Here is an 18919-nt window from a genome sequence, read left to right as displayed (position 1 = left end):
CCCTGCGTATTGCGCAGGACCCTGGAGTTCGGTTCTCGGCGGGAGTTCGGGTGGCTGGGTTTGTCGCGTTAGGCGTGCTGACGTAGGGCCTCTGTGATGGCGGCCAGGCGCTGTGGGGAGGCCAGACCGGCGTGGTACAGGTGAAACTCGGTCGCGCCTGCCTTGGCGTACGTACGGAGTTGGTCGGCCAGGGCGGCGGCGTCGGCTGGACGAGGGGGCAGGGCCAGGACGTAGGCGCCGATTCGCTGGCCAGGGGTGGACAGGTCCTTGAGCTGGGCGAGGCGGGTGGCGTCCGTGGCGGGGTCGCCCCAGCAGTTGGCCACCAGCACGTCTGCTCCCGGTTCGCCTGACGGCAGTGGCGCGAAGGCGCCTGCTGCCCAGGGGTTCGGGTTGGCGTGCAGGGTGATGGGGGTGTTGGGGGCGGTGCTACGGGCGACGGCGATCAGGCGGTGGCGGAGAGAGTCGGACAGGTCTACGCGGATGGCGCGGACCTCGTCGGTCAGCTCGCCGAGAGCCTGTTCGATCGTGAGTGGGTGAGTGCTGGGAGTCGTGGTGCCGGCCGTGGTGCTGGTGCCGGCTGTTGTGGCGCTGGCCGTGGTGGCACCGGCCGTGGTGGCGCCGGCCATGGTGTTGCCCGCCGTGGTGGTGCCGATCGTGGTGCCGATCGTGGTGCTGGTGCTGGCGGTGGTGCCGGCCGTGGGGGCTGGGGTGGGTTGTGCGGGGTGGGTGCGGTCGATGGTGGCGCGGACTCTGTCTCGGGTGTCTGCGGGGTAGCGGTCGGCGCAGGCAGTGCAGAAGCACAGGGAGAGGAGGTCCGAGTCGGCGGGTGTCCAGTCCGCACCGGAGGTCTTCTCGTGGACGCTCTGGTGGCCGAAGCCCATGGGGCCGCAGGCCTCCAGGATGAGGCCGTCCGGCTCGCCCACCGTGAGGATCTCCTTGACCAGGAGCTCGCAGTACTCCAGGACGTCCTCGTGGGCGGGGCAGAGCGCGTACGGGTACGGGTCGCCGAAGGCGTTGCGTACGACCAGGTCGGGATTCGCGGTGCCCAGGTGGGAGTTGTGAGTCAGGACGGTCCAGGCGTGCACCTGGAGGCCGACCGCCTTCAGAGCGTCTCGGGCCTGGAGGTACGCGTCCTCCGGGGTCCAGGTGGGGGTCGCGGGGACCAGGCGGGACCAGGACGCCGGGCGGATCGGCAGGTAGAAGGCCGGATAGGGAACGTCGAGTACGCGATGGGACGGGTGGTAAGGCGTGGCCGCTCTCGTCGAGTGGTAGCTCGCTGCCAGAGCCACCGCCTCCACCCCGAGGCCGGCCAGGCGGTCGGGGGCGGAGGGGTCGCCGACGATGTCCCAGGGGTAGACGTAGGCCACGTTCACCAGCGCGGTCTCCTTGCGGAAAAGGTGGGCTCGAAGCGTTGCATGTAACTCGTGTCGTCGCGGGCGGAGATCCCGCACTTCTCGTACTGCTCGTTCATGACGGCCAGCGCGTCACGGTCGAGCTCGACGCCGAGGCCGGGGCCGGTGGGCACGGGGACGGCGCCGTTCACGAAGCGCAGGACGCCGGGCGCCACCACGTCCTGGCCGTCCTGCCAGGGGGTGTGCGTGTCGCACGCGAACGTGAGGTTCGGTGTGGCGGCGGCCAAATGGGTCATGGCGGCCAGGCTGATCCCGAGATGGGAGTTGGAGTGCATGGACAGCGCCAGGCCGAATGTGTCGCACAAGGTGGCGACGTGCGCGGAACGTACGAGACCGCCCCAGTAGTGGTGGTCCAGGAGGAGTACGCCGATCGCGCGGGATGCGATGGCGGGAGGGAGGTGTTCATGGGTGACCACGCACATGTTCGTGGCGAGCGGCATGGGGACGGCGGCGGCCACTTCCGCCATGCCGGAAATGCCGGGAGTGGGGTCCTCCAGGTATTGGAGGGTGCCTTCCAGTTCCTGGCCCACGCGGATCGAGGTCTCGACCGTCCAGGCGGCGTTCGGGTCCAGGCGGAGGGGAACCCCGGGGAATGCCTCGTGAAGCGCGCGGGTTGCGGCTATTTCCTGGTCGGGAGGGAAAACGCCGCCTTTGAGCTTGATGGACTCGAAGCCGTATTCCTTGATGAGGAGGGACGCTTGTTCTACGAGACCCGATTCGTCCAAGGCTGCGCCGAACCGGTCGGGGTCCTGGCCGTGGTGGCCCGCCCACTTGTAGAAGAGGTACGCGCTGTACGGCACCGCATCCCGGACACGGCCGCCCAACAGGTCGCTCACCGGGACACCGGCCGCCTTGCCCCGGATGTCGAGGCAGGTCACCTCGAAGGGGGAGAAGACCCGGTCGATGCTCTTCTCCTTGGTGGCGGCACCGGTCAGTCCGTGCAGGTCGGTCACCGTGTGACCGACGATCGCGCTGATCCGGGCGTACATCGTGTTCGTGGCGTGCACGTCGAGGCCGATCAGGGCCTGCGCGCACTCGCGTATCTTGCCCAGGTGCCCGAGGTCCCCATAGGTCTCTCCCAACCCGGTCAGGCCCTCATCGGTGACGACCTCGACAATGGTACGGAGGGCCCACGGTTCGTGGACTCCGGCGGCGTTCAGAAGCGGCGGATCCCGGAAGGCGACAGGGGTGACGTGGATCTGTCTGATGATCATTTAGACCGCCGTCCAGATATGTGAACAATAGCCAGATTTGTGGACAAGTTGCCGCAACTGTAAGAATCAAGCTGAAGAAGTGTCAAGCTCGGAAGGGCCTTTCGATGATCTACGGACACGACCCCAGGACCGGCGGGACCGTTGGCGCCGCACTGCCGGAGACCGACAGTGCCGGGGTCGACTTGATCGTTTCCGCCGCGGCCGCCGTCGGCGCTGCCTGGCGGGCGACTCCGGCGCCTGAGCGGGCGCTCGCGCTCGAGGCCGTCGCCGACGCGCTCACCGCGCACGTGGACGAGCTGTGGCAGCTCGCCGACCAGGAGACCGCGCTCGGCGAGGTACGGCTGCGCGGCGAGGTCGCGCGTACGGCGGGACAGTTCCGGCTCTTCGCCCAGGTCCTCAGGGACGGCGGTTACGTCGAGGCCATCATCGATCATGCGGATGCCTCGCTCGCGCCGCCGCGGCCCGACGTGCGGCGGATGAAGCACGCGCTGCCCGGCGTCGTCGCCGTGTTCGCGGCCAGCAACTTCCCGTTCGCGTTCTCGGTGGCCGGTGGTGACACGGCGTCCGCGCTGGCAGCGGGATGTCCGGTGGTCGTCAAGGCGCACCCCGGGCACCCGAACACCTCCGAGCGGGTGGCGAAGATCGTTCGTGACGCGCTCCCGTACCCCGACCTGCTGGGTCTGGTGCAGGGCATGCAGGCGGGGATCGATCTGGTGCAGCACCCCGGAGTGGTCGCGGCCGGGTTCACCGGGTCCGTGGCCGGGGGCAAGGCGATCCAGCGCCTGATCGACGAGCGGGAGGTGCCGATCCCGTTCTATGGCGAGCTGGGCAGCGTCAACCCCGTCGTCGTGCTGCCCTCCGCGCCGGCCAAGGACGTGGCCACGGGGTTCGCCGGGTCGCTGACGCTGGGGGTCGGGCAGTTCTGCACGAACCCCGGGCTCATGTTCGTGCCCGAGGGTGACCAGCTGCGCAAGGCCCTGGCCGAGGCGGTCGAGGGGACCAGCGGTGGCCCCATGCTGGCCGAGCGGATCAGGGATGGGTACGTCGGCGGTGTCGAGCGGCTGGGCGAGCTGCAGCTGCTGGCCGAGGGCAAGCCTGGGGAGGGGAGCTGGGCGGTCACGCCCAAGGTGTTCACCGCCGATCTCGACACGTTCGAGGAGAAGCTGCCGCGGATCGCCGAGGAGTGCTTCGGGCCGGCGTCGATCGTGGTGACGTATCGGGAAATTTCCGATTTGCGGCCCGTGCTTGAGCGGCTGGAAGGGTCGCTGACCGCGACCGTCCACGGCACCGATCCTGAGGAGGCCGGCGAGGTCGTCGAGGTGCTCGGGAGGAAGGCCGGCCGGCTCATCTGGAACGGGTGGCCGACCGGGGTGGCCGTGTGCTGGGCGATGCAGCACGGTGGTCCTTGGCCTGCCGCGACCACGACGTCCACCTCTGTCGGGGCGACGGCGATCGATCGGTGGCTGGCGCCTACGGCGTACCAGGACTGGCCGGAGGCGCTGCTGCCGGACGAGCTCAAGGACGACAACCCGCTGTCCGTTCCGCGGAGGGTTGACGGTCGTCTGGAGGTGTGAGCGGGTCACTCCCGAAGCGGGGGTGATGGTGGTCGCGGGCTGACAGGGCTCGTGGCGATGGTTTCGTGCGGCTGACTGGCCGGCTGTGAGGCTGGCTGGTCGGTCGTGGGCCGAGAGGCGGCCATGGGCGACGGCGTGGCAATGGCGACGGCGTGGCAATGGCGACGGCGTGGCAATGGCGACGGCGTGCCAATGGCGACGGCGTGGCAATGGGGCTGGGTCCGGTTGCCCGGGGGCGGGGGTCGGGTGTCGGCTTCGGGATGAGGTGGGGGTGGGGCTGGGCGCCGGCCCTGGGTGGGGTTGAGCGTCGGTGCTGGAGTGAAGGTCAGGCGTTGGCATGGGGCGGGCGCTGCGTCCCGACGCGGTCATACTGCGATCCGTGACCCTTGAAGAGGTACGTGTCCACCACCGCACTGGGCAATGGTGCTCCGGCGTCCGAACAGGCGACAACATCGTGGCCTACGACGTCGAGATCCTTCCCCCGTGGCGGGTTCCCGGCCGCCCCACGACCGATCGCTGCTTCGTCATCGCCGACGAAGGGATACAGCTCCGAAGGCCGGTCACCTTCGTCGACGCACTCGAAGGCGGTTGGTACGTCGACCTGGTCGAACTGGAGGAGGCGGCCCCGAAGCGGCTGGTGGTCCACGACCTCTACGTGGACATCGTCGTGCCCCCGTTCAGCCGGCGCTACGAAGTCCTGGACCTCGACGAGCTCGCTGAAGCGCTGCAGGACGGCGCCATCGACGCCGCCACCGCGGTCAGGGTTCTGCGCAATGCCCAGCGCTTCATCGACAAGCACCTGCGCAACCTGGACCAAGACCCGCCGAGCTCGTGGCCGGACTTCCCGCCGGCAGCCATTCTGAACCTGGCTGAGCTGCCGCCCTTCGACGTCGGCTGAGGCCGGATCAAGGGCCGGTGGGTCAGGCACCGGCTATGGCCAGGCCGGTGGTGATGATGCGCTCCAGGGAGGCCGTGTGCTCGGGGGTCGGGTCCAGCAGGGGAGGGCGTACGCCTCCGACCTCCGCCCCCCGCAACCGCGCCCCCGCCTTCACCAGCGAGACCGCGTAGCCGGGCACGAGATCGCGGAGCTCCACCAGCGGGAGGTAGAAGTCGGTCAGCAGCCGCTGCGTCAGCACCTCGTCCCCACCCGTCACCGCCTTGTAGAAGGCCAGGGAGATCTCGGGCGCGAAGGCGAACACCGCGCTCGAGTACAGGTTGACGCCGAGGCCGCGGTAGGCGGGGACGGTCAGTTCGGCGGTGGGGAGGCCGTTGAAGAAGGTGAAATCCTTGCCGGTGGATCGGCGGACGGTGAGGATGATCCGTTGCAGCAGGTCGAAGTCGCCCAGGCCGTCCTTGAAGCCGATGATGTTGGGCAGCTCGGCGAGTTCGGCGACGGCTGCGGGGGTGAAGCGGGCGGTGCCGCGCTGGTAGATGATGATCGGCAGGTCGACGGTCGCGGCCACCTCGCGTACGTACCGCACCAGGCCCGCGGGCGGGCCGCTGACCAGGTACGGAGGCATGAGCAGCAGCCCGTCGGCGCCCTGGGCGGCGGCCGCGCGGGCGATGGCCCTGGCGGCGGGCAGCGGGCCGCCGGCGCCGGCGAAGACGGGGACGCGGCCCGCGGTGGAGGCGACGGAGACGCCCACCACCCGGGTGTACTCGTCGAGGTCGAGGGCGTTGAACTCACCGGTGCCGCACGCGGCGAACACTCCTCCCGCTCCTGCCGCGACTCCGTCGGCGACGTGCCGGGCCAGCGCGGGTTCGGCGAGGTCGCCATCGGATTCGAAGGGGGTCACCGGGAAGAAGAGAACACCATCCAGCCGCATCGACGGTCCTTTCTAGCGGATGCCCTCCCTGCGCAGGGTGGCAGCCAGCTTGCGGGTGTGTTTGATCGCCGCCTCGGTGATCCGCTCGACCTCGGCGGGCGCCAGCCTCGCGGGCATCGAGCAGCTGATCGCGTCCGTGGCCGGGATGCGGTAGTCGACAGCCACGGCCACGCAGGCCAGGCCGGGGGTGCCCTGCTCGCGTTCGTACGCCCAGCCGCGGGTGCGGACCTGGTCGAGCTCGCCGGTCAGTTTGTTCAGGTCGGTGATGGTGCGGTCGGTGAGCGGGGACAGCGGGTCGGGCAGGATGGCCATGACCTCGTCGTCGGTGAGCTGGGCGAGCAGCACCTGGCCGAGCGCCGTGACGTGGGCGGGCAGGCGCCGGCCCACCCTGGGGATCACGTGGTCGGCCTCGCGTGACTCGCGGGTGGCCAGGTAGAGCACGTGCGCGCCGTCCCGGCGGGCGAAATGGGCGGTCTGGCCGATCTCTGCCCGCAGGTCCTCCAAGGTCTCCTGCGCGAACGGCAGCGCGGGATCCTTGTCGAGGTACGCGGTGCCGGTGAGCAGCGCGTGCGGCCCGATCCCGAACGCGGACCTGGCCGAGTCGGTCTCGACCCAGTTGAGCTCGACCAGCGTCCGCATGAGGGCATGGAGGCTGCTGCGCGGGAACCCGGTGCGCTGCTGGAGCTCCGACAGCGTCAGGCTGTCGTGCGAATCGGCCAGGGCCTCCAGGATGCGCACCGTCCGCTCCGCGGACTTGACCAGCTGAGGCTCCATACTCAATCCCCTCTACTGCTGCGGGTTGACATCCAGGATATGGGATAGCGTCCAGATACATGGACACTTAACCCTTGATGGCGCCGCTTGTCAGACCGCGCATGAACTGCCGCTGGAAGGCCAGGAACGCGATGATCGACGGCAGCAGCGCCAGCAGCGAGGCGGCCAGCAGCACGCCGATCCCGACCTCCTCGTCGGAGCGGAGCGAACGCAGCGCGATGGGCAGCGTCCACATGCTCGACTCGGGCGCGACGATCAGGGGCAGCAGGTACTGGTCCCAGATCATCGTGAAGCCGAACACCCCGATCACGCCGAGCGCGGGACGGCACAGCGGCAGGATGATGGTGGCGAAGATCCGCATTTCCCCCGCGCCGTCGATGCGCGCGGCCTCCTCCAGTTCGACCGGCACCTCCTTCATGAACTCGGTCATGACCAGGATGGAGAAGCCCCAGGCGCCGACCGGCAGGATCATGCCCGCGTACGTGCCGATGAGGTTCACGTGCAGCAGCGGCATGTCGGCCAGGACCAGCGAGAGGGGGATCGCGATGATCTCCTCGGGGAGCATCATCGTGGTGAGCATGAGCAGCAGCACGAACGTCATGCCGCGAAACTTCTTGCGGGCCAGCGAGTACGCGGCGAAGACGCTCACCAGCATCTGCAGCAGCAGGCCGAAGCCCACGACGATGAAGGAGTTCAGCAGGTAGAGGTAGACGTTCTTCTCCTTGGCCTGGACGAAGTTCTCCAGCGTGAACTCGTCCGGCCACAGGGAGAAGGCGGTGGGGTCGAGCGTCTTGCTGAAGGCGCTGACGAGCAGCCCGACCAGCGGCCCGGTGAAAACCACCACCATAAAGCTATAAATCAGGACTTTTCCGCCGACGGCCAGAGGTCCCTTGCGCGACTCCAGCCCCAGCGCGCTGTCGAACCTCATGTCGCCTGCCTCCTGCGCAACATCTGCGCGACCAGGGTGAGCACCAGCGTGGCCAGGAACAGCACGATCCCGCCCGCCGAGGCCACGCCCAGGTCGTTCTTCTGGAACCCGAGCTTGTAGATCAGCGTCATCAGCACCTCGGACGACCCGTTCGGACCGCCGTTCGTCAGGACGTACACCTCGACGAAGACCCGCAGCCCGCGGATGGCGGCCAGCGTGAACAGGATCCAGAACACCGGCCGCAGGGCGGGCAGCGTGATGTGCCGCAGCCGGTGCCAGGTGGAGGCGCCGTCGACGGCCGCGGCCTCGTAAAGCGTGCGGTCGACGCCGACCAGCCCGGCCAGGAAGATCATCATGTCGTACGGGGTGCCGCGCCAGATGCTCATCAGCATGATCGACCACAGGGAGGAGTGCTCGCTGGCCAGCCACGGCTGGGGATCGATGCCGGCCCAGCCGATGATGACGTTCAGCATCCCGCTGTCGGCCGGGTGGAACATGATCCGCCACACCTCGGCCACGGCCGCCATCGTGGTGACGACGGGCAGGAAGGCCGCGGTGCGCACGAACCACAGGTAGCGCGCCGGCCCCTCGATGAGCAGCGCGAACCCCAGACCCAGGACGAGCGAGCCGACCGTGGTGCCCAGCGCCAGCAGGATGCTGTGCCAGATGGCCGCGGCGAAGTCGGCGTCGCTGATGATCGTCTGATAGTTCTGCAGGCCCAGCCACTCGTCACCGAGGAACGTCTGGACCTTGAAGAAGCTCTTCCACAGGCCCACGAACATCGGGATGAACTTGAAGTACAGGAACAGCAGCAGCGCGGGCGCCAGGAACAGCCAGGTGATCAGCGGCCCCCGCCACCGCACCCGCTTGGTGCGGCGGTGGGGGGTCGCCGTACGGCTGCGCGCCTCGGTCAGTGTCGAGGTCATGACGCTTTCTGGCTCTGGAGTTCCTGGGTGAGCTTGGTGTTCAGCTGGTCCATGGCCGCCTTGACGTTGGAGGAGCAGTCGGCCCAGACCGCGTTGATGGAGTCGGCCGAGTCCTGGCGGATGGGCGCCCAGTTCGGCACGGGCGGGGCGTAGACGGCGTTCGCGTAGGCGTCCTGGAACACCTTCCAGCGCGGATCCTGCCGCTCGGCGGCCATGTCGACCTGCGTGTTGACGGGCAGGCGGACGATGGCGCCGTTGGCGTCCTTGTTCATGCCGACCCTCTGGCCGTCAGGGGAGATCGCGAACTCGGCGAACTTCTTCTGCGCGTCCTGCTGGTCGGAGCCGGCCATCAGGTAGACGTTCTCGCCCTCGCCGAGGGTGCCGGGACCGCCGGACGGGCCCTTGGGCAGGGGCAGGACCTCGATCTTGTCGGTGCCGACGCTCTTGACGAACCTGGCCAGCACGTACGGACCGACCAGGTAGATGCCGCCCTGGCCCTTCTCGAACACCTCGTGCGTGACGGTCGTGTCGTTGCTGACGGCTCCGGGGTTGACGGTCTTGGACTTGCAGAACTGGTCCTGCAGATACTGGACGGCCTCGACGGTCTTGGGGTCGCTGACCGTGGACTGGAAGTGGCCGCCACCGGTGCTCTTGATGAAGTCTCCGCCGTTGGCGTAGATGAGGGACGAGGCGTACCAGGAGGCGTAGCCGCGTTTGGTGCCCGCCGGGATGACGAAGCCCGCCGTGTCGGCCTGGCCGTTGCCGTCGGGGTCCTTCTCGGTGAACGCCTGCGCCAGCTTGGCCAGGTCGTCCCAGGTCTTCGGCGGCTCCATGCCGACCTTCTCGCGCCAGTCCTTCCGTACGATCAGCGCGAAGGCCTGGGCGGAGAACGGGGCGGCGTAGAACTTGCCGTCGCTGCCCGTCGCGGCCACCCACGCGCGGTCGGACAGCTTGTCGCCGCCGGCCAGCGTGGCCTTGTCGATCTCGCGCAGCCAGCCCTGCGAGTGCATGTTTCCGAGCTGGGCGGTGTCGTTGATCACAATGTCGGGAAGCTTCTTCTGGGCGGCCTGCTGGTTGAGCTTGGTCTCGAAGTCGTCGAATAGCGCGACGACTTTCGTCTTCACCCCGCTGGCCTTCGTGAATGCGTCGGCGAGTTTCACCGCCGTCTTGGCGGAGTCCGAATCGGGCGCCTGCCTGATCCAGATCTCCAGAGCGTTGTCTGAGCTTGATCCCCCGGAACCGCAGCCTGTCAGCGTTACGGCCAGGGTCGCTGTCATCGCGACCCCGAGCAGACGACGTGACATCAGACCGCCTCCCGTTCACATACGTGGACTTGAGTCGTGGACTTGAACTCGTGGCTGTGAACGTAACTAGTTGCATGGTTCACGGTCAATATTCAAGGATGTGAATTTCGGCCAGAATCGTGTACACCATGAGACATGCGCATTCTTATGACCGGAGCCGCTGGAAAAGTTGGCACGCTGCTCCGCCCACGGCTCGCCCGTGACGGCCGCACCCTGCGGCTTTCCGACCTTCACCCGATCGAGCCGGGCCCCGGCGAGGAGTGGGTGACTGCCGACCTCGCCGACCCGGCCGCGGTGGCCGAGGCGATGAAGGGCGTGGACGCGGTGATCCACCTTGGCGGCCAGAGCCGGGAACATCCCTGGGCGGACATCGTGCAGGCCAACATCAACGGCACGCAAGTGCTGTTGGAGGCGGCGCGCGAGGAGGGCGTCCAGCAGTTGGTGCTCATGGGCAGCCATCACGCGGCCGGTTACCACACCCGCCCCGCTGACGGCTCCGATTTGCCCGACTACGCCTTTCCCCGGCCTGACACCTTCTACGGAGTGAGCAAGGTCGTCATGGAGGCGCTCGGGAGCCTGTACCACGACCGGTTCGGCATGAACGTCACCGTGGTCCGGCTCGGCACCTGCAACGAGGCCTCCGGCGACACGCGCGGGCTGGCCACGTGGATCTCACCTGACGACCTGACCCGGCTGATCGAGGCGGCGCTGACCGCGCCCGGGTACCACGTGGTCTGGGGGGTCTCGGACAACGCGCGGCGGTGGTGGTCGCTGGAGGAGGCCAAGGCCATCGGGTACGAGTCCCGCGACTCCTCCGACTCCCAGGCGGCGGCGCTCATCGCCGAGCTGGGGGAGCCGGATCTTTCTGAGCCGCTCCACAACCGCGCCGGAGGGGTGTTCACCCTCAACGAGCTGGGGGGTCGCTGGTAACCCTGGTTGATCGGCGGCCGCTGCCGTACCGGGCCGGCCGCATCAGCGGAGGGGCCGGCAACCGGTTGCAAGAACCTTGACGACGGGAGGCGCGAAGGTCAAGGTTTATTCTGGCAACCGTTTGCAAGGGAGAACGACGATGGCGGCGACGATCAAGGACGTGGCCCGCGCCTGCGGCGTGCACGTCTCCACCGTGTCCCGCACCTTCTCCGCCCCCCACCTGGTCAATCCTGCCACCAGAAGCCGTGTGCTGGCCGCCGCCGACGACCTCGGTTACCGGCCCAACCGCGCCGCCAGGGCGCTCACGACCGGCCGCACGTTCAACATGGGCCTGATCGTGGCGGACATCGCCAACCCGTTCTTCCCGCCGCTCATCAAGGCCGCCCAGGCGCAGGCCAGGGGCCGCGACTACCACGTGTTCGTGGCCGACACCGACGAGGATCCGCGCGTCGAGGAGGAGCTGATCAGGACGTTCACCAAGCAGGTGGACGGCGTCCTGCTGTGCAGCCCCCGCCTGTCGAACAAGATGATCGAACGGCTGGCCGAGGACGTGCCGTTCGTGGTGGTCAACCGGCGCATCCGGGGCATGCCCGCCGTGCTGATGAACGTCGCCCAGGGCGCCAAGCTGGCACTGGAGCACCTGGTCGGGCTGGGGCATCGCAGGATCGCGCTCGTGTCGGGCCCGATCGGCTCGTGGACCAGCAACGAGATGCAGGGTGCCGCGGCCGAGGCGCCCGGGCTCGACCTCGTCTTCTTCGGCCCCAACCAGCCCACGGAGTCGGGCGGCCTGGCGGTGGCCGCCGACGTGGCGGCCTGCGGGGCCACGGCGGTGCTGGCGTACAACGATCTCGTCGCGCTTGGCCTCATTGAGGGGCTGTCGGAGATGGGGATAGGGGTACCAGACCAGATAAGTGTGATCGGGTTCGACGACATCCTGCCGGGACGGCTCAACCGGCCCAAGCTCACCACGGTGGCCATGCCGGCGGTGGCCGCCGGGAGGATGGCCGTCGACCTGCTGCTCCAGTCGGGGGGCGAGGGCGCGACAGTGACCCTCGACACCGCCCTCATTGTCAGAGAGTCCACGGGAAGGGCCCAATCATGAACTTCGGAACGCTGCCGTCAGGGGAGAGCGTCGAGCTGGTGGAGCTGTCGTCGGGACGGCTGCGCGCCGAGGTGCTCACGTACGGCGCCATCGTGCGCTCGCTGGAGGTGTCCGGCCGCAACGTGGTCCTCGGCCTGGACACGCTGGAGGACTACCTGACCCGCAGCCGCTACTTCGGCGCGGTCGTCGGCAGGTACGGCAACCGCATCGCGAACGGCCGCTTCACCCTGGACGGCGTCGAGTACGAGCTGGCCGTCAACAACGGCACCGCCCACCTGCACGGCGGCATCGTGGGCTTCGACAAGCAGGTGTGGTCCATCGAGTCCAACGACGCCACGTCGGTGACGCTCAGGCTGATCAGCTCCGACGGCGACGAGGGCTACCCCGGCACGCTGACCGCCCGGGTGACGTACACGCTCGAGGACGACGCGCTCCGCATCGACTACGAGACGGAGACCGAGGCCCCGACCGTGGTCAACCTGACCAACCACTCCTACTTCGACCTCTCGGGCGAGGGCGACGTGCGCGACCACGTCGTGCGGATCGACGCCGACCACTACCTGCCGGTGGACGACGCCAAGATCCCTACGGGAGAGCTCGCGCCGGTCAAGGGCACGGCGTTCGACTTCACCGAGCCGCACGCGGTGGGGGAGCGCAACGACGGCGCCTACGACCACTGCTACGTGCTCGGCGGTGGCGGTGCCACGGTGACGGCCGGCGACCTGACCATGGAGGTCACGACGACCGAGCCGGGCGTGCAGTTCTACACCGGCCACATGCTGGACGGGGACGCGACGCCGTACGGGCCCTTCGGCGGGCTGTGCCTGGAGACGCAGCACTTCCCCGACTCGCCCAACAAGCCCCAGTTCCCTTCCACGGTGCTCCGCCCGGGCACGCGCCGCACCTCGACGACCACGTACCGGTTCACGTCCTGACCCTGCTCATGGCCTCACTCCGTGAGGCGGCTCGGTCGCTGGAGCGCCGTCGCCTTCCCTCGTCGCTCTGGTCGCTGCGCTCCCGGCGCTCCTCAGTCCAGGCGACGGCGCTCCCTCGCGGTGCAGGGCGGCGGAGGCCTTGATCACCAACAGGGCCACGTCGTCCTGCGACGGCTCATCGGCGAACGTCTCGACCGCGTGCCGCACGCGTTCGGCCACCGCGTGGGCGCTCAGCCCCGTGCAGCCGGACAGCAGCTCGGCCAGCCCGTCGCCGTCGTCGAGCAGCCGGCCGCCGTTGCGCCGCTCGGTCACCCCGTCGGTGACGCACAGCAGCAGCTCCTCCGGCGCCAGCTCGAACGTCTCGACGTAGAACCTGGCGCCGGACTCGATGCCCAGCAGGAGCTGCGGGCTCGCCATGGGCTCGACCTTGCCGTCCCGCCGCAGCAGGAGTGGGGGAGGGTGGCCCGCGGAGGCGATCGTGCAGAGCGCGCCGCCCTGCGGCAGCGGGGTCAGCTCGCCGCACAGCAGGCTGAGGAACCTGCCCTCCTCACCCTCCTCCAGCAGCGCGTGGTTGAGCCGGTCGAAGATGTCGGCCACCGTGTAGTGCTCCTTGGCCAGCAGGCGTACGGCGTGGCGGGCGAGCCCGGTGACGGCCGCCGCCTCGGGCCCGCTGCCGCAGACGTCGCCCAGCGCGAAGCACCAGTGGTCGGCCACCGTGAACAGGTCGTAGAAGTCGCCCCCGACGTGCGCCCCCTCCTCGGCCGGCTCGTAGACGACCGCGGACTCCAGGCCGGGCATGGGCGCCACGCGCATGGGCAGCAGGCTGCGCTGCAGCACCCGGGAGGTGGTCGCCTGCCTGGCGTACAGCATGGCGGTGTGCAGGTTGAGCGCCACCAGGCGGCACAGGTCCGACAGCAGGTCGGCCAGCTCCAGCGGCAGGGTCGGCTCGGTGCGGCCGATCACCAGCGCCCCGTGCGACCTGCCCTGCGTGAGCAGCGGGAACGACAGCACGGTCTCGGGGCCGACCGGCCAGCTCACCTCGCTGAGGGCGGTGCGCGGGATGGCGGGCAGCGACTTGCGCAGGTCGGCGTTGTGGCGCTCCTCGCTGTGCCAGACGTGGGCGAGCCTGGTCATGCCCGCGAGGTCGGTCAGGTAGACGGCCGCCCAGGTGGCGATCTTGGGTACGACGAGCTGCGCGGTCAGCGCCGCGATCAGCTCCTCGTCGTGCACGCCCGCGAGCAGCTCGCCCGCCTCCGCCAGGAACGACAGCCGCCCCCGGTGCGCGCGGTCCTGCTCGGCCAGCCGCTCGCGCTGCACGGGCACGGCCACCTGGCCGGCGATGTGCTGGAGGCTGACCGTGAGCTCCTGGTCGAAGCGGTCCGGCTGGGCGGCCGTCACCACGATGTAGCCGGCCAGCTCGCCGCCGACCAGCAGCGGCGCGCACGCCAGCGACCTGGCGCGCAACTGCTGGGCCAGCTCGACGTCCACGGCGAGCAGGTCCTCGATCATCGTGGGGGTCGTGCGCTCCGCGCCGAACACGCCGGTGGCCAGCACCCCCACCAGCCCCGCCGTCGCGCCCGCGCCCGCCGCCACGCCGAACCTGTTGCCGCCTTCCGCGGCGAGCAGCACGTACGCGGCGTCGCCCCCGCTGGAGATCTGCACGATCCGGGCGATCGTGTCGAGCAGCTCGGCGAACGGCATGTCCTGGCCGAGCAGGTCCTTGATGCGCCGGCCTGCCCCGCCCAGCTGCGGCGCCGGCGGCGGCGTCAGCACGTAGCCGTGGTCGGCGGCCACCACCATCCAGATCGAGCAGCGCTGCCGCCGGGAGCGCAGGTGGGAGACGTAGACGGGGACGAGCCGGCCGTCCTGGTGCCGCATGCGCGCCTCGCCCCGCCACCGGCCCAGGCCGAGGGTGTCGGCCAGCGACAGCGCGTACGGCCCGTGGCCGCGCCAGGCCACTAACCGCTCCAGGGATCGGCCGACCGCCTGGTCGGCCCGCCAGCCGAGCAGCTTCTCGGCCTCCGGGTTCCACGACCGCACGACCCCGTCGCGGTCGGCGACGATCACGCCGACGTGCAGGGTCTCGATGGGCGCCGCGGTGGGCGGCGGCGGCGCGGGCTCCTGGACGTCGCAGCCGTCCGAGATCTCCATGCGCACCCAGACGCGCTTGGCGGTCCTCGTGTACGTGACGCCCCAGGCGTCGGCCAGCATGCCCGCGAGCGCGAGGCCGCGCCCGGACGCGCGCGTCGGCTCGGGCGCGGGCCCGGCCGCCAGGATCGTCCGCGTGGGGTGGCGGTCGTCGACCTCGATCTCCAGCTTCGGAGGGCTGGCCGTCACGTCCAGGCGGCAGGTGAGCTCGACGCCGGTGCCCGCGTGCACGACGGCGTTCGTGACGAGTTCGCTGGTCAGCAGCACGGCGTCCTCCGCCAGATGGCTCAGGCGCCATTCGCCGAGCACCTGGCGGACGAACTTGCGCGCCTGAGCCGGGGCATGGGGAGTCCCGTCGAAGGCCGTGCTCGACACCCTGGTCGTGTCCACTCTGCGTCCTAGAACATCACTCGATGTGGCAGTACGGTCACTCTCAGAGTGTCAGAATGGTGCCGTTGATACCTCCTGTTGTGAAGAAGGTGGGCCGGACCGGCGCGCTCAGGGCACGAGGGCGGCCCTGAGGCGGTCCACGTGCGCCTTGGTGAGGCCGTTGGCCAGCAGGAGCCGCTCCGCGCCGCCGAGTTCGCCCAGCGCGACCAGGAACGTCCGCATCGCGCTCTCCGGCGCCTCCAGCAGCGCGGCGGGCGCGTCCCGCGACGGCGTCATGTCGAGCATCACCATGACGTCGGGCAGCGCCTTCGCGGTGAGTGCGTAGTCGCGGACGATGGCCTCGTGCTCCACGCCGAGCAGGTCGAGGATCAGCGCGACGACGATGCCGGTGCGGTCCTTGCCGGCGGCGCAGTGGACGAGGGCGGGCAGGCCGTCGGCGATCTCGGCGACGACGCCGGCGAACCAGGTCGTCCTGTGCCGCAGGAGGCCGACGTACAGGTCGCCGAGGGTCAGGTCGGGCGGCAGCGCCGCGAGCTGGGCGGGCGAGGCGTCGGAGGAGCCCGCGCCGAGCAGCGCGTGCCGGACGGCGCCGCCGAGGACGGGCGCCCAGTCGCCGGGGCCCCGCTCGTTGTCGCCGCGCAGGTCGGCGATGAGCCGCAGCCCGGCCACCAGCTTCGCGTCCTCGGCCGTGAGGGTGTGCGGCTGCGCGGAGCGGTAGAGCACACCGGGGCGCAGCGCGGTCTCCGTCGCGATGTCCCGGAGGTTGAGGAGTGGCATAGGACCATTCAGGAAGGAGTTGTCTGCGGCCGTACGGCTTTTACGTGGACATCGGGTGAACCTTCCCGGGATCTTCGTGCCCGTTTGGCGGGGTCGTCGGCGAGCCTCCGCGCGATCCACGGTGTCTCCGACGTACCTTTGGCATCATGGCCACCCGTACGCCGAAAAGCGCATCGAAGGGGCCGGCGAAGCGGTCGACCTCGTCTCGCTCGACCCCCGCCAAGCGCGGGGCCTCGTCGACGGGACGTCCCCGGGCGGCCTCCGGTCGCAAGCCTTCGATGACCCACCCGGACCCGATCAGCTGGGTCTTCACGATGATCGGCAAGCTGATCGTCGGGCTGTGGATGCTGCTCGCCAACGGCATCGGCAGCACGGCTCGCGCGCTGGGCAAGAACGCCCGCGAGCTCGATCCCGCGCACCGGCGCGACGGGGTGGGCCTGACGGTGCTCGCGGGAGCGATCGTGCTGGCGGCCATGACGTGGCGCAACGCCGACGGGGCCGTCTCCGGCGTGGTGAACGCGACCGTGCACGGCGTGTTCGGCTCGCTGGCGTGGGCGCTGCCGCTGCTGTTCGGGCTGCTGGCCTGGCGCTACCTGCGCCACCCCGACCAGAACGCCGACACCGGGCGCATGGTGATCGGGTGGGCCGCGCTGATGGTCGGCGTGCTGGGCGTCATCCACGTGGCCAACGGCACCCCCTACCCGGCCGGCGAGGGCCAGGGCATGGACAGGGTGTCGCAGGCCGGGGGCATGGTCGGGTTCATCGTGTCGGCGCCGCCGATGAGCATCCTGCCGCCGTGGATCACGATCCCGCTGCTGCTGCTCCTGTCCGGGTTCGGCGTGCTGGTGATCACCGCGACCCCCGTGCACCGGATCCCGGAGCGGCTGGCCGAGCTGAAGCACATGCTCTTCGAGCGGCATGCCGAGCCCGCGCCGCGGCAGCCGGGCAAGAAGCGGGTCAGGACCTCCAAGAAGTCCGCCGATGAGGGGGGCGAATCGGTCAAGCCGTACGACACCCCGGTCCTGTCGGACAAGACCGACAAGCGGCCCGAGCACTCGCCCGAGATCGTGCCCGGTCTGACGGACGAGGACGAGGCGCCCGCCGCCGAGCCCGAGAAGCGGCCGGAGCCGCCCCAGCCGACGCCCGCGCCCCGCAAGGTGGAGCAGCTCGTGCTGTCGCCGCAGGCGGGCCCGTACAGCCTGCCCGACCTGCAGTTCCTCAAGCAGGGCACGGCCCCCAAGCCGCAGACCAAGGCCAACACCACCGTGGTCAACGCGCTGACCAGCGTGCTGGAGCAGTTCACCATCGACGCGCAGGTGATCGGGTTCACCCGGGGGCCGACGGTGACCCGCTACGAGATCGAGCTGGGGCCCGCGGTCAAGGTGGAGAAGGTCACGGCGCTCACGAAGAACATCGCGTACGCCGTCAAGTCCGCCGACGTCCGGATCCTGTCGCCCATCCCGGGCAAGTCGGCGATCGGGGTCGAGATCCCGAACGCCGACAAGGACCTGGTGGCCCTGGGCGACGTGCTGCGTGCGCAGGTGGCGCAGGCCGACCATCACCCGATGATCGTCGGCCTGGGCAAGGACGTCGAGGGCCGCACCATCGTCGCGAACCTCGCCAAAATGCCCCACCTGCTCATCGCGGGCGCCACCGGCGCCGGTAAGTCGGTCTGCGTCAACGGGCTGATCACCAGCATCCTGATGCGGGCCACGCCCGACGAGGTGCGGATGGTGCTGGTCGACCCGAAGCGGGTCGAGCTCAGCGTGTACGAGGGCATCCCCCACCTGATCACGCCGATCATCACCAGCCCGAAGAAGGCCGCCGAAGCCCTCGAATGGGTCGTGGGCGAGATGGACCGGCGCTACGACGACCTGGCGGCGTCGGGGTTCAGGCACGTCGACGAGTTCAACAAGGCCGTGCGGGCCGGCAAGCTGCAGCCGCCGCCCGGGAGCGAGCGGGTCTACCAGCCGTACCCGTACCTGCTGGTGATCGTGGACGAGCTGGCCGACCTCATGATGGTGGCCCCGCGCGACGTCGAGGACTCGATCGTGCGCATCACGCAGCTCGCCCGCGCGGCCGGCATCCACCTGGTGATCGCCACCCAGCGGCCCTCCGTCGATGTCGTCACCGGCCTGATCAAGGCGAACGTGCCGTCCAGGCTGGCGTTCGCCGTGTCGAGCCTCACCGACTCGCGGGTCATCCTCGACCAGCCGGGCGCCGACAAGCTGGTCGGCCAGGGTGACGCGCTGTTCCTGCCGATGGGCGCGAGCAAGCCCATCCGCATCCAGAACGCGTTCGTCTCCGAGAAGGAGATCGCCGAGATCGTCACGCACTGCAAGGCGCAGATGCAGGCCGAATACCGCGAGGACGTGGCCGCCGCGCCGGTCAAGCGGGAGATCGACGAGGACATCGGCGACGACCTCGACGTGCTGATCCAGGCCGCCGAGCTGATCGTGACCACCCAGTTCGGCTCGACCTCGATGCTGCAGCGCAAGCTGCGGGTCGGGTTCGCCAAGGCGGGACGGCTGATGGACCTCCTGGAGAGCCGGAACGTGGTCGGCCCGAGCGAGGGCTCCAAGGCCCGCGAGGTGCTGGTCAAACCGGACGATCTGCCGGGTTTGCTGGCCGACCTGCGTGGCGAATGACCCCAATGCGTGCCTGCCGGGTAGTAACTGG

15 protein-coding genes are annotated in these 18919 nt (G+C 69.7%); 6 read left to right on the top strand and 9 right to left on the bottom strand.

Features of this window, described 5'->3' with window-relative positions:
• Positions 1 to 68 precede the first annotated feature (68 nt).
• A complete protein-coding gene (locus tag ACWDRB_RS18705; RefSeq protein ID WP_449895327.1) occupies positions 69 to 1373 on the bottom strand; it encodes a hypothetical protein in 1305 nt (434 codons plus the stop codon).
• Positions 1370 to 2626 (bottom strand): glucarate dehydratase family protein, encoded by a 1257-nt coding sequence (locus tag ACWDRB_RS18700; protein WP_449895325.1) that lies wholly within the window; start codon positions 2624 to 2626, stop codon positions 1370 to 1372. The genes ACWDRB_RS18705 and ACWDRB_RS18700 overlap by 4 nt, the downstream gene beginning before the upstream one ends.
• Before the next feature lie 104 nt (positions 2627 to 2730).
• Between ACWDRB_RS18700 and ACWDRB_RS18695 the strand changes: the two genes are divergently transcribed.
• Together ACWDRB_RS18695 and ACWDRB_RS18690 are read left to right on the top strand one after the other, a co-directional pair.
• Positions 2731 to 4200 carry an aldehyde dehydrogenase (NADP(+)) gene (locus ACWDRB_RS18695; protein ID WP_449895323.1) on the top strand — a complete coding sequence of 490 codons (1470 nt, stop codon included), beginning with the start codon at positions 2731 to 2733 and terminating at the stop codon, positions 4198 to 4200.
• A gap of 454 nt (positions 4201 to 4654) precedes the next feature.
• Positions 4655 to 5098, top strand: coding sequence for a DUF402 domain-containing protein (locus tag ACWDRB_RS18690; protein ID WP_449895321.1), 444 nt, complete (start codon positions 4655 to 4657; stop codon positions 5096 to 5098).
• A 22-nt stretch (positions 5099 to 5120) separates the two neighbouring features.
• On the opposite strand, the gene ACWDRB_RS18685 is transcribed toward ACWDRB_RS18690, so the two are convergent.
• From ACWDRB_RS18685 to ACWDRB_RS18665, 5 genes are all read right to left on the bottom strand, one after another.
• Complete coding sequence (locus tag ACWDRB_RS18685) at positions 5121 to 6026, bottom strand: 5-dehydro-4-deoxyglucarate dehydratase (RefSeq protein ID WP_449895319.1); 906 nt, start codon at positions 6024 to 6026, stop codon at positions 5121 to 5123.
• A gap of 12 nt (positions 6027 to 6038) precedes the next feature.
• Positions 6039 to 6800, bottom strand: coding sequence for an IclR family transcriptional regulator (locus tag ACWDRB_RS18680; protein WP_449895317.1), 762 nt, complete (start codon positions 6798 to 6800; stop codon positions 6039 to 6041).
• 67 nt (positions 6801 to 6867) lie between these two features.
• The gene (locus tag ACWDRB_RS18675; protein ID WP_363967646.1) at positions 6868 to 7728 is read right to left on the bottom strand and encodes a carbohydrate ABC transporter permease; all 861 of its coding nucleotides are present in this window, start codon (positions 7726 to 7728) and stop codon (positions 6868 to 6870) included.
• Entirely contained in the window at positions 7725 to 8654 is a 930-nt protein-coding gene (locus ACWDRB_RS18670) for a carbohydrate ABC transporter permease (RefSeq protein ID WP_350724721.1), read from the bottom strand. The genes ACWDRB_RS18675 and ACWDRB_RS18670 overlap by 4 nt, the downstream gene beginning before the upstream one ends.
• Positions 8651 to 9958, bottom strand: coding sequence for a sugar ABC transporter substrate-binding protein (locus tag ACWDRB_RS18665; protein ID WP_449895315.1), 1308 nt, complete (start codon positions 9956 to 9958; stop codon positions 8651 to 8653). Before ACWDRB_RS18665 ends, ACWDRB_RS18670 begins: the two co-directional genes overlap by 4 nt.
• Positions 9959 to 10093: 135 nt before the next feature.
• On the opposite strand from ACWDRB_RS18665, the gene ACWDRB_RS18660 reads away from it, so the two are divergent.
• From ACWDRB_RS18660 to ACWDRB_RS18650, 3 genes are all read left to right on the top strand, one after another.
• The gene (locus ACWDRB_RS18660) at positions 10094 to 10888 is read left to right on the top strand and encodes an NAD-dependent epimerase/dehydratase family protein (RefSeq protein WP_363967642.1); all 795 of its coding nucleotides are present in this window, start codon (positions 10094 to 10096) and stop codon (positions 10886 to 10888) included.
• Between the two features lie 139 nt (positions 10889 to 11027).
• Complete coding sequence (locus ACWDRB_RS18655) at positions 11028 to 11990, top strand: LacI family DNA-binding transcriptional regulator (protein ID WP_350724727.1); 963 nt, start codon at positions 11028 to 11030, stop codon at positions 11988 to 11990.
• On the top strand, positions 11987 to 12925 hold the full coding sequence (locus ACWDRB_RS18650) for an aldose epimerase family protein (RefSeq protein ID WP_449895312.1): 939 nt from the start codon (positions 11987 to 11989) through the stop codon (positions 12923 to 12925). Before ACWDRB_RS18655 ends, ACWDRB_RS18650 begins: the two co-directional genes overlap by 4 nt.
• Positions 12926 to 12931: 6 nt before the next feature.
• On the opposite strand, the gene ACWDRB_RS18645 is transcribed toward ACWDRB_RS18650, so the two are convergent.
• Both ACWDRB_RS18645 and ACWDRB_RS18640 read right to left on the bottom strand, forming a co-directional pair.
• Positions 12932 to 15463, bottom strand: a complete 2532-nt coding sequence (locus tag ACWDRB_RS18645; RefSeq protein ID WP_449895310.1) for a SpoIIE family protein phosphatase — start codon at positions 15461 to 15463, stop codon at positions 12932 to 12934.
• Positions 15464 to 15571: 108 nt separating this feature from the next.
• Positions 15572 to 16240 carry a tyrosine-protein phosphatase gene (locus ACWDRB_RS18640; RefSeq protein WP_350724733.1) on the bottom strand — a complete coding sequence of 223 codons (669 nt, stop codon included), beginning with the start codon at positions 16238 to 16240 and terminating at the stop codon, positions 15572 to 15574.
• A 146-nt stretch (positions 16241 to 16386) separates the two neighbouring features.
• Between ACWDRB_RS18640 and ACWDRB_RS18635 the strand changes: the two genes are divergently transcribed.
• Positions 16387 to 18888: a DNA translocase FtsK gene (locus ACWDRB_RS18635; RefSeq protein ID WP_449895307.1), complete on the top strand. Its 2502-nt coding sequence runs from the start codon at positions 16387 to 16389 to the stop codon at positions 18886 to 18888.
• Positions 18889 to 18919: the final 31 nt, after the last annotated feature.

The organism is Nonomuraea sp. NPDC003707, assembly GCF_053587055.1.
This window is presented reverse-complemented; position numbering and strand designations above follow the sequence as displayed.

Excerpts from the sequence above, each read along its gene's own strand:
- ACWDRB_RS18635 (WP_449895307.1), top strand. The coding sequence starts at position 16,387 with ATGGCCACCCGTACGCCGAAAAGCGCATCGAAGGGGCCGGCGAAGCGG.
- ACWDRB_RS18660 (WP_363967642.1), top strand. The coding sequence starts at position 10,094 with ATGCGCATTCTTATGACCGGAGCCGCTGGAAAAGTTGGCACGCTGCTC.
- ACWDRB_RS18680 (WP_449895317.1), bottom strand. The coding sequence starts at position 6,800 with ATGGAGCCTCAGCTGGTCAAGTCCGCGGAGCGGACGGTGCGCATCCTG.
- ACWDRB_RS18685 (WP_449895319.1), bottom strand. The coding sequence starts at position 6,026 with ATGCGGCTGGATGGTGTTCTCTTCTTCCCGGTGACCCCCTTCGAATCC.
- ACWDRB_RS18640 (WP_350724733.1), bottom strand. The coding sequence starts at position 16,240 with ATGCCACTCCTCAACCTCCGGGACATCGCGACGGAGACCGCGCTGCGC.
- ACWDRB_RS18665 (WP_449895315.1), bottom strand. The coding sequence starts at position 9,958 with ATGTCACGTCGTCTGCTCGGGGTCGCGATGACAGCGACCCTGGCCGTA.
- ACWDRB_RS18670 (WP_350724721.1), bottom strand. The coding sequence starts at position 8,654 with ATGACCTCGACACTGACCGAGGCGCGCAGCCGTACGGCGACCCCCCAC.
- ACWDRB_RS18695 (WP_449895323.1), top strand. The coding sequence starts at position 2,731 with ATGATCTACGGACACGACCCCAGGACCGGCGGGACCGTTGGCGCCGCA.
- ACWDRB_RS18675 (WP_363967646.1), bottom strand. The coding sequence starts at position 7,728 with ATGAGGTTCGACAGCGCGCTGGGGCTGGAGTCGCGCAAGGGACCTCTG.
- ACWDRB_RS18700 (WP_449895325.1), bottom strand. The coding sequence starts at position 2,626 with ATGATCATCAGACAGATCCACGTCACCCCTGTCGCCTTCCGGGATCCG.
- ACWDRB_RS18650 (WP_449895312.1), top strand. The coding sequence starts at position 11,987 with ATGAACTTCGGAACGCTGCCGTCAGGGGAGAGCGTCGAGCTGGTGGAG.
- ACWDRB_RS18655 (WP_350724727.1), top strand. The coding sequence starts at position 11,028 with ATGGCGGCGACGATCAAGGACGTGGCCCGCGCCTGCGGCGTGCACGTC.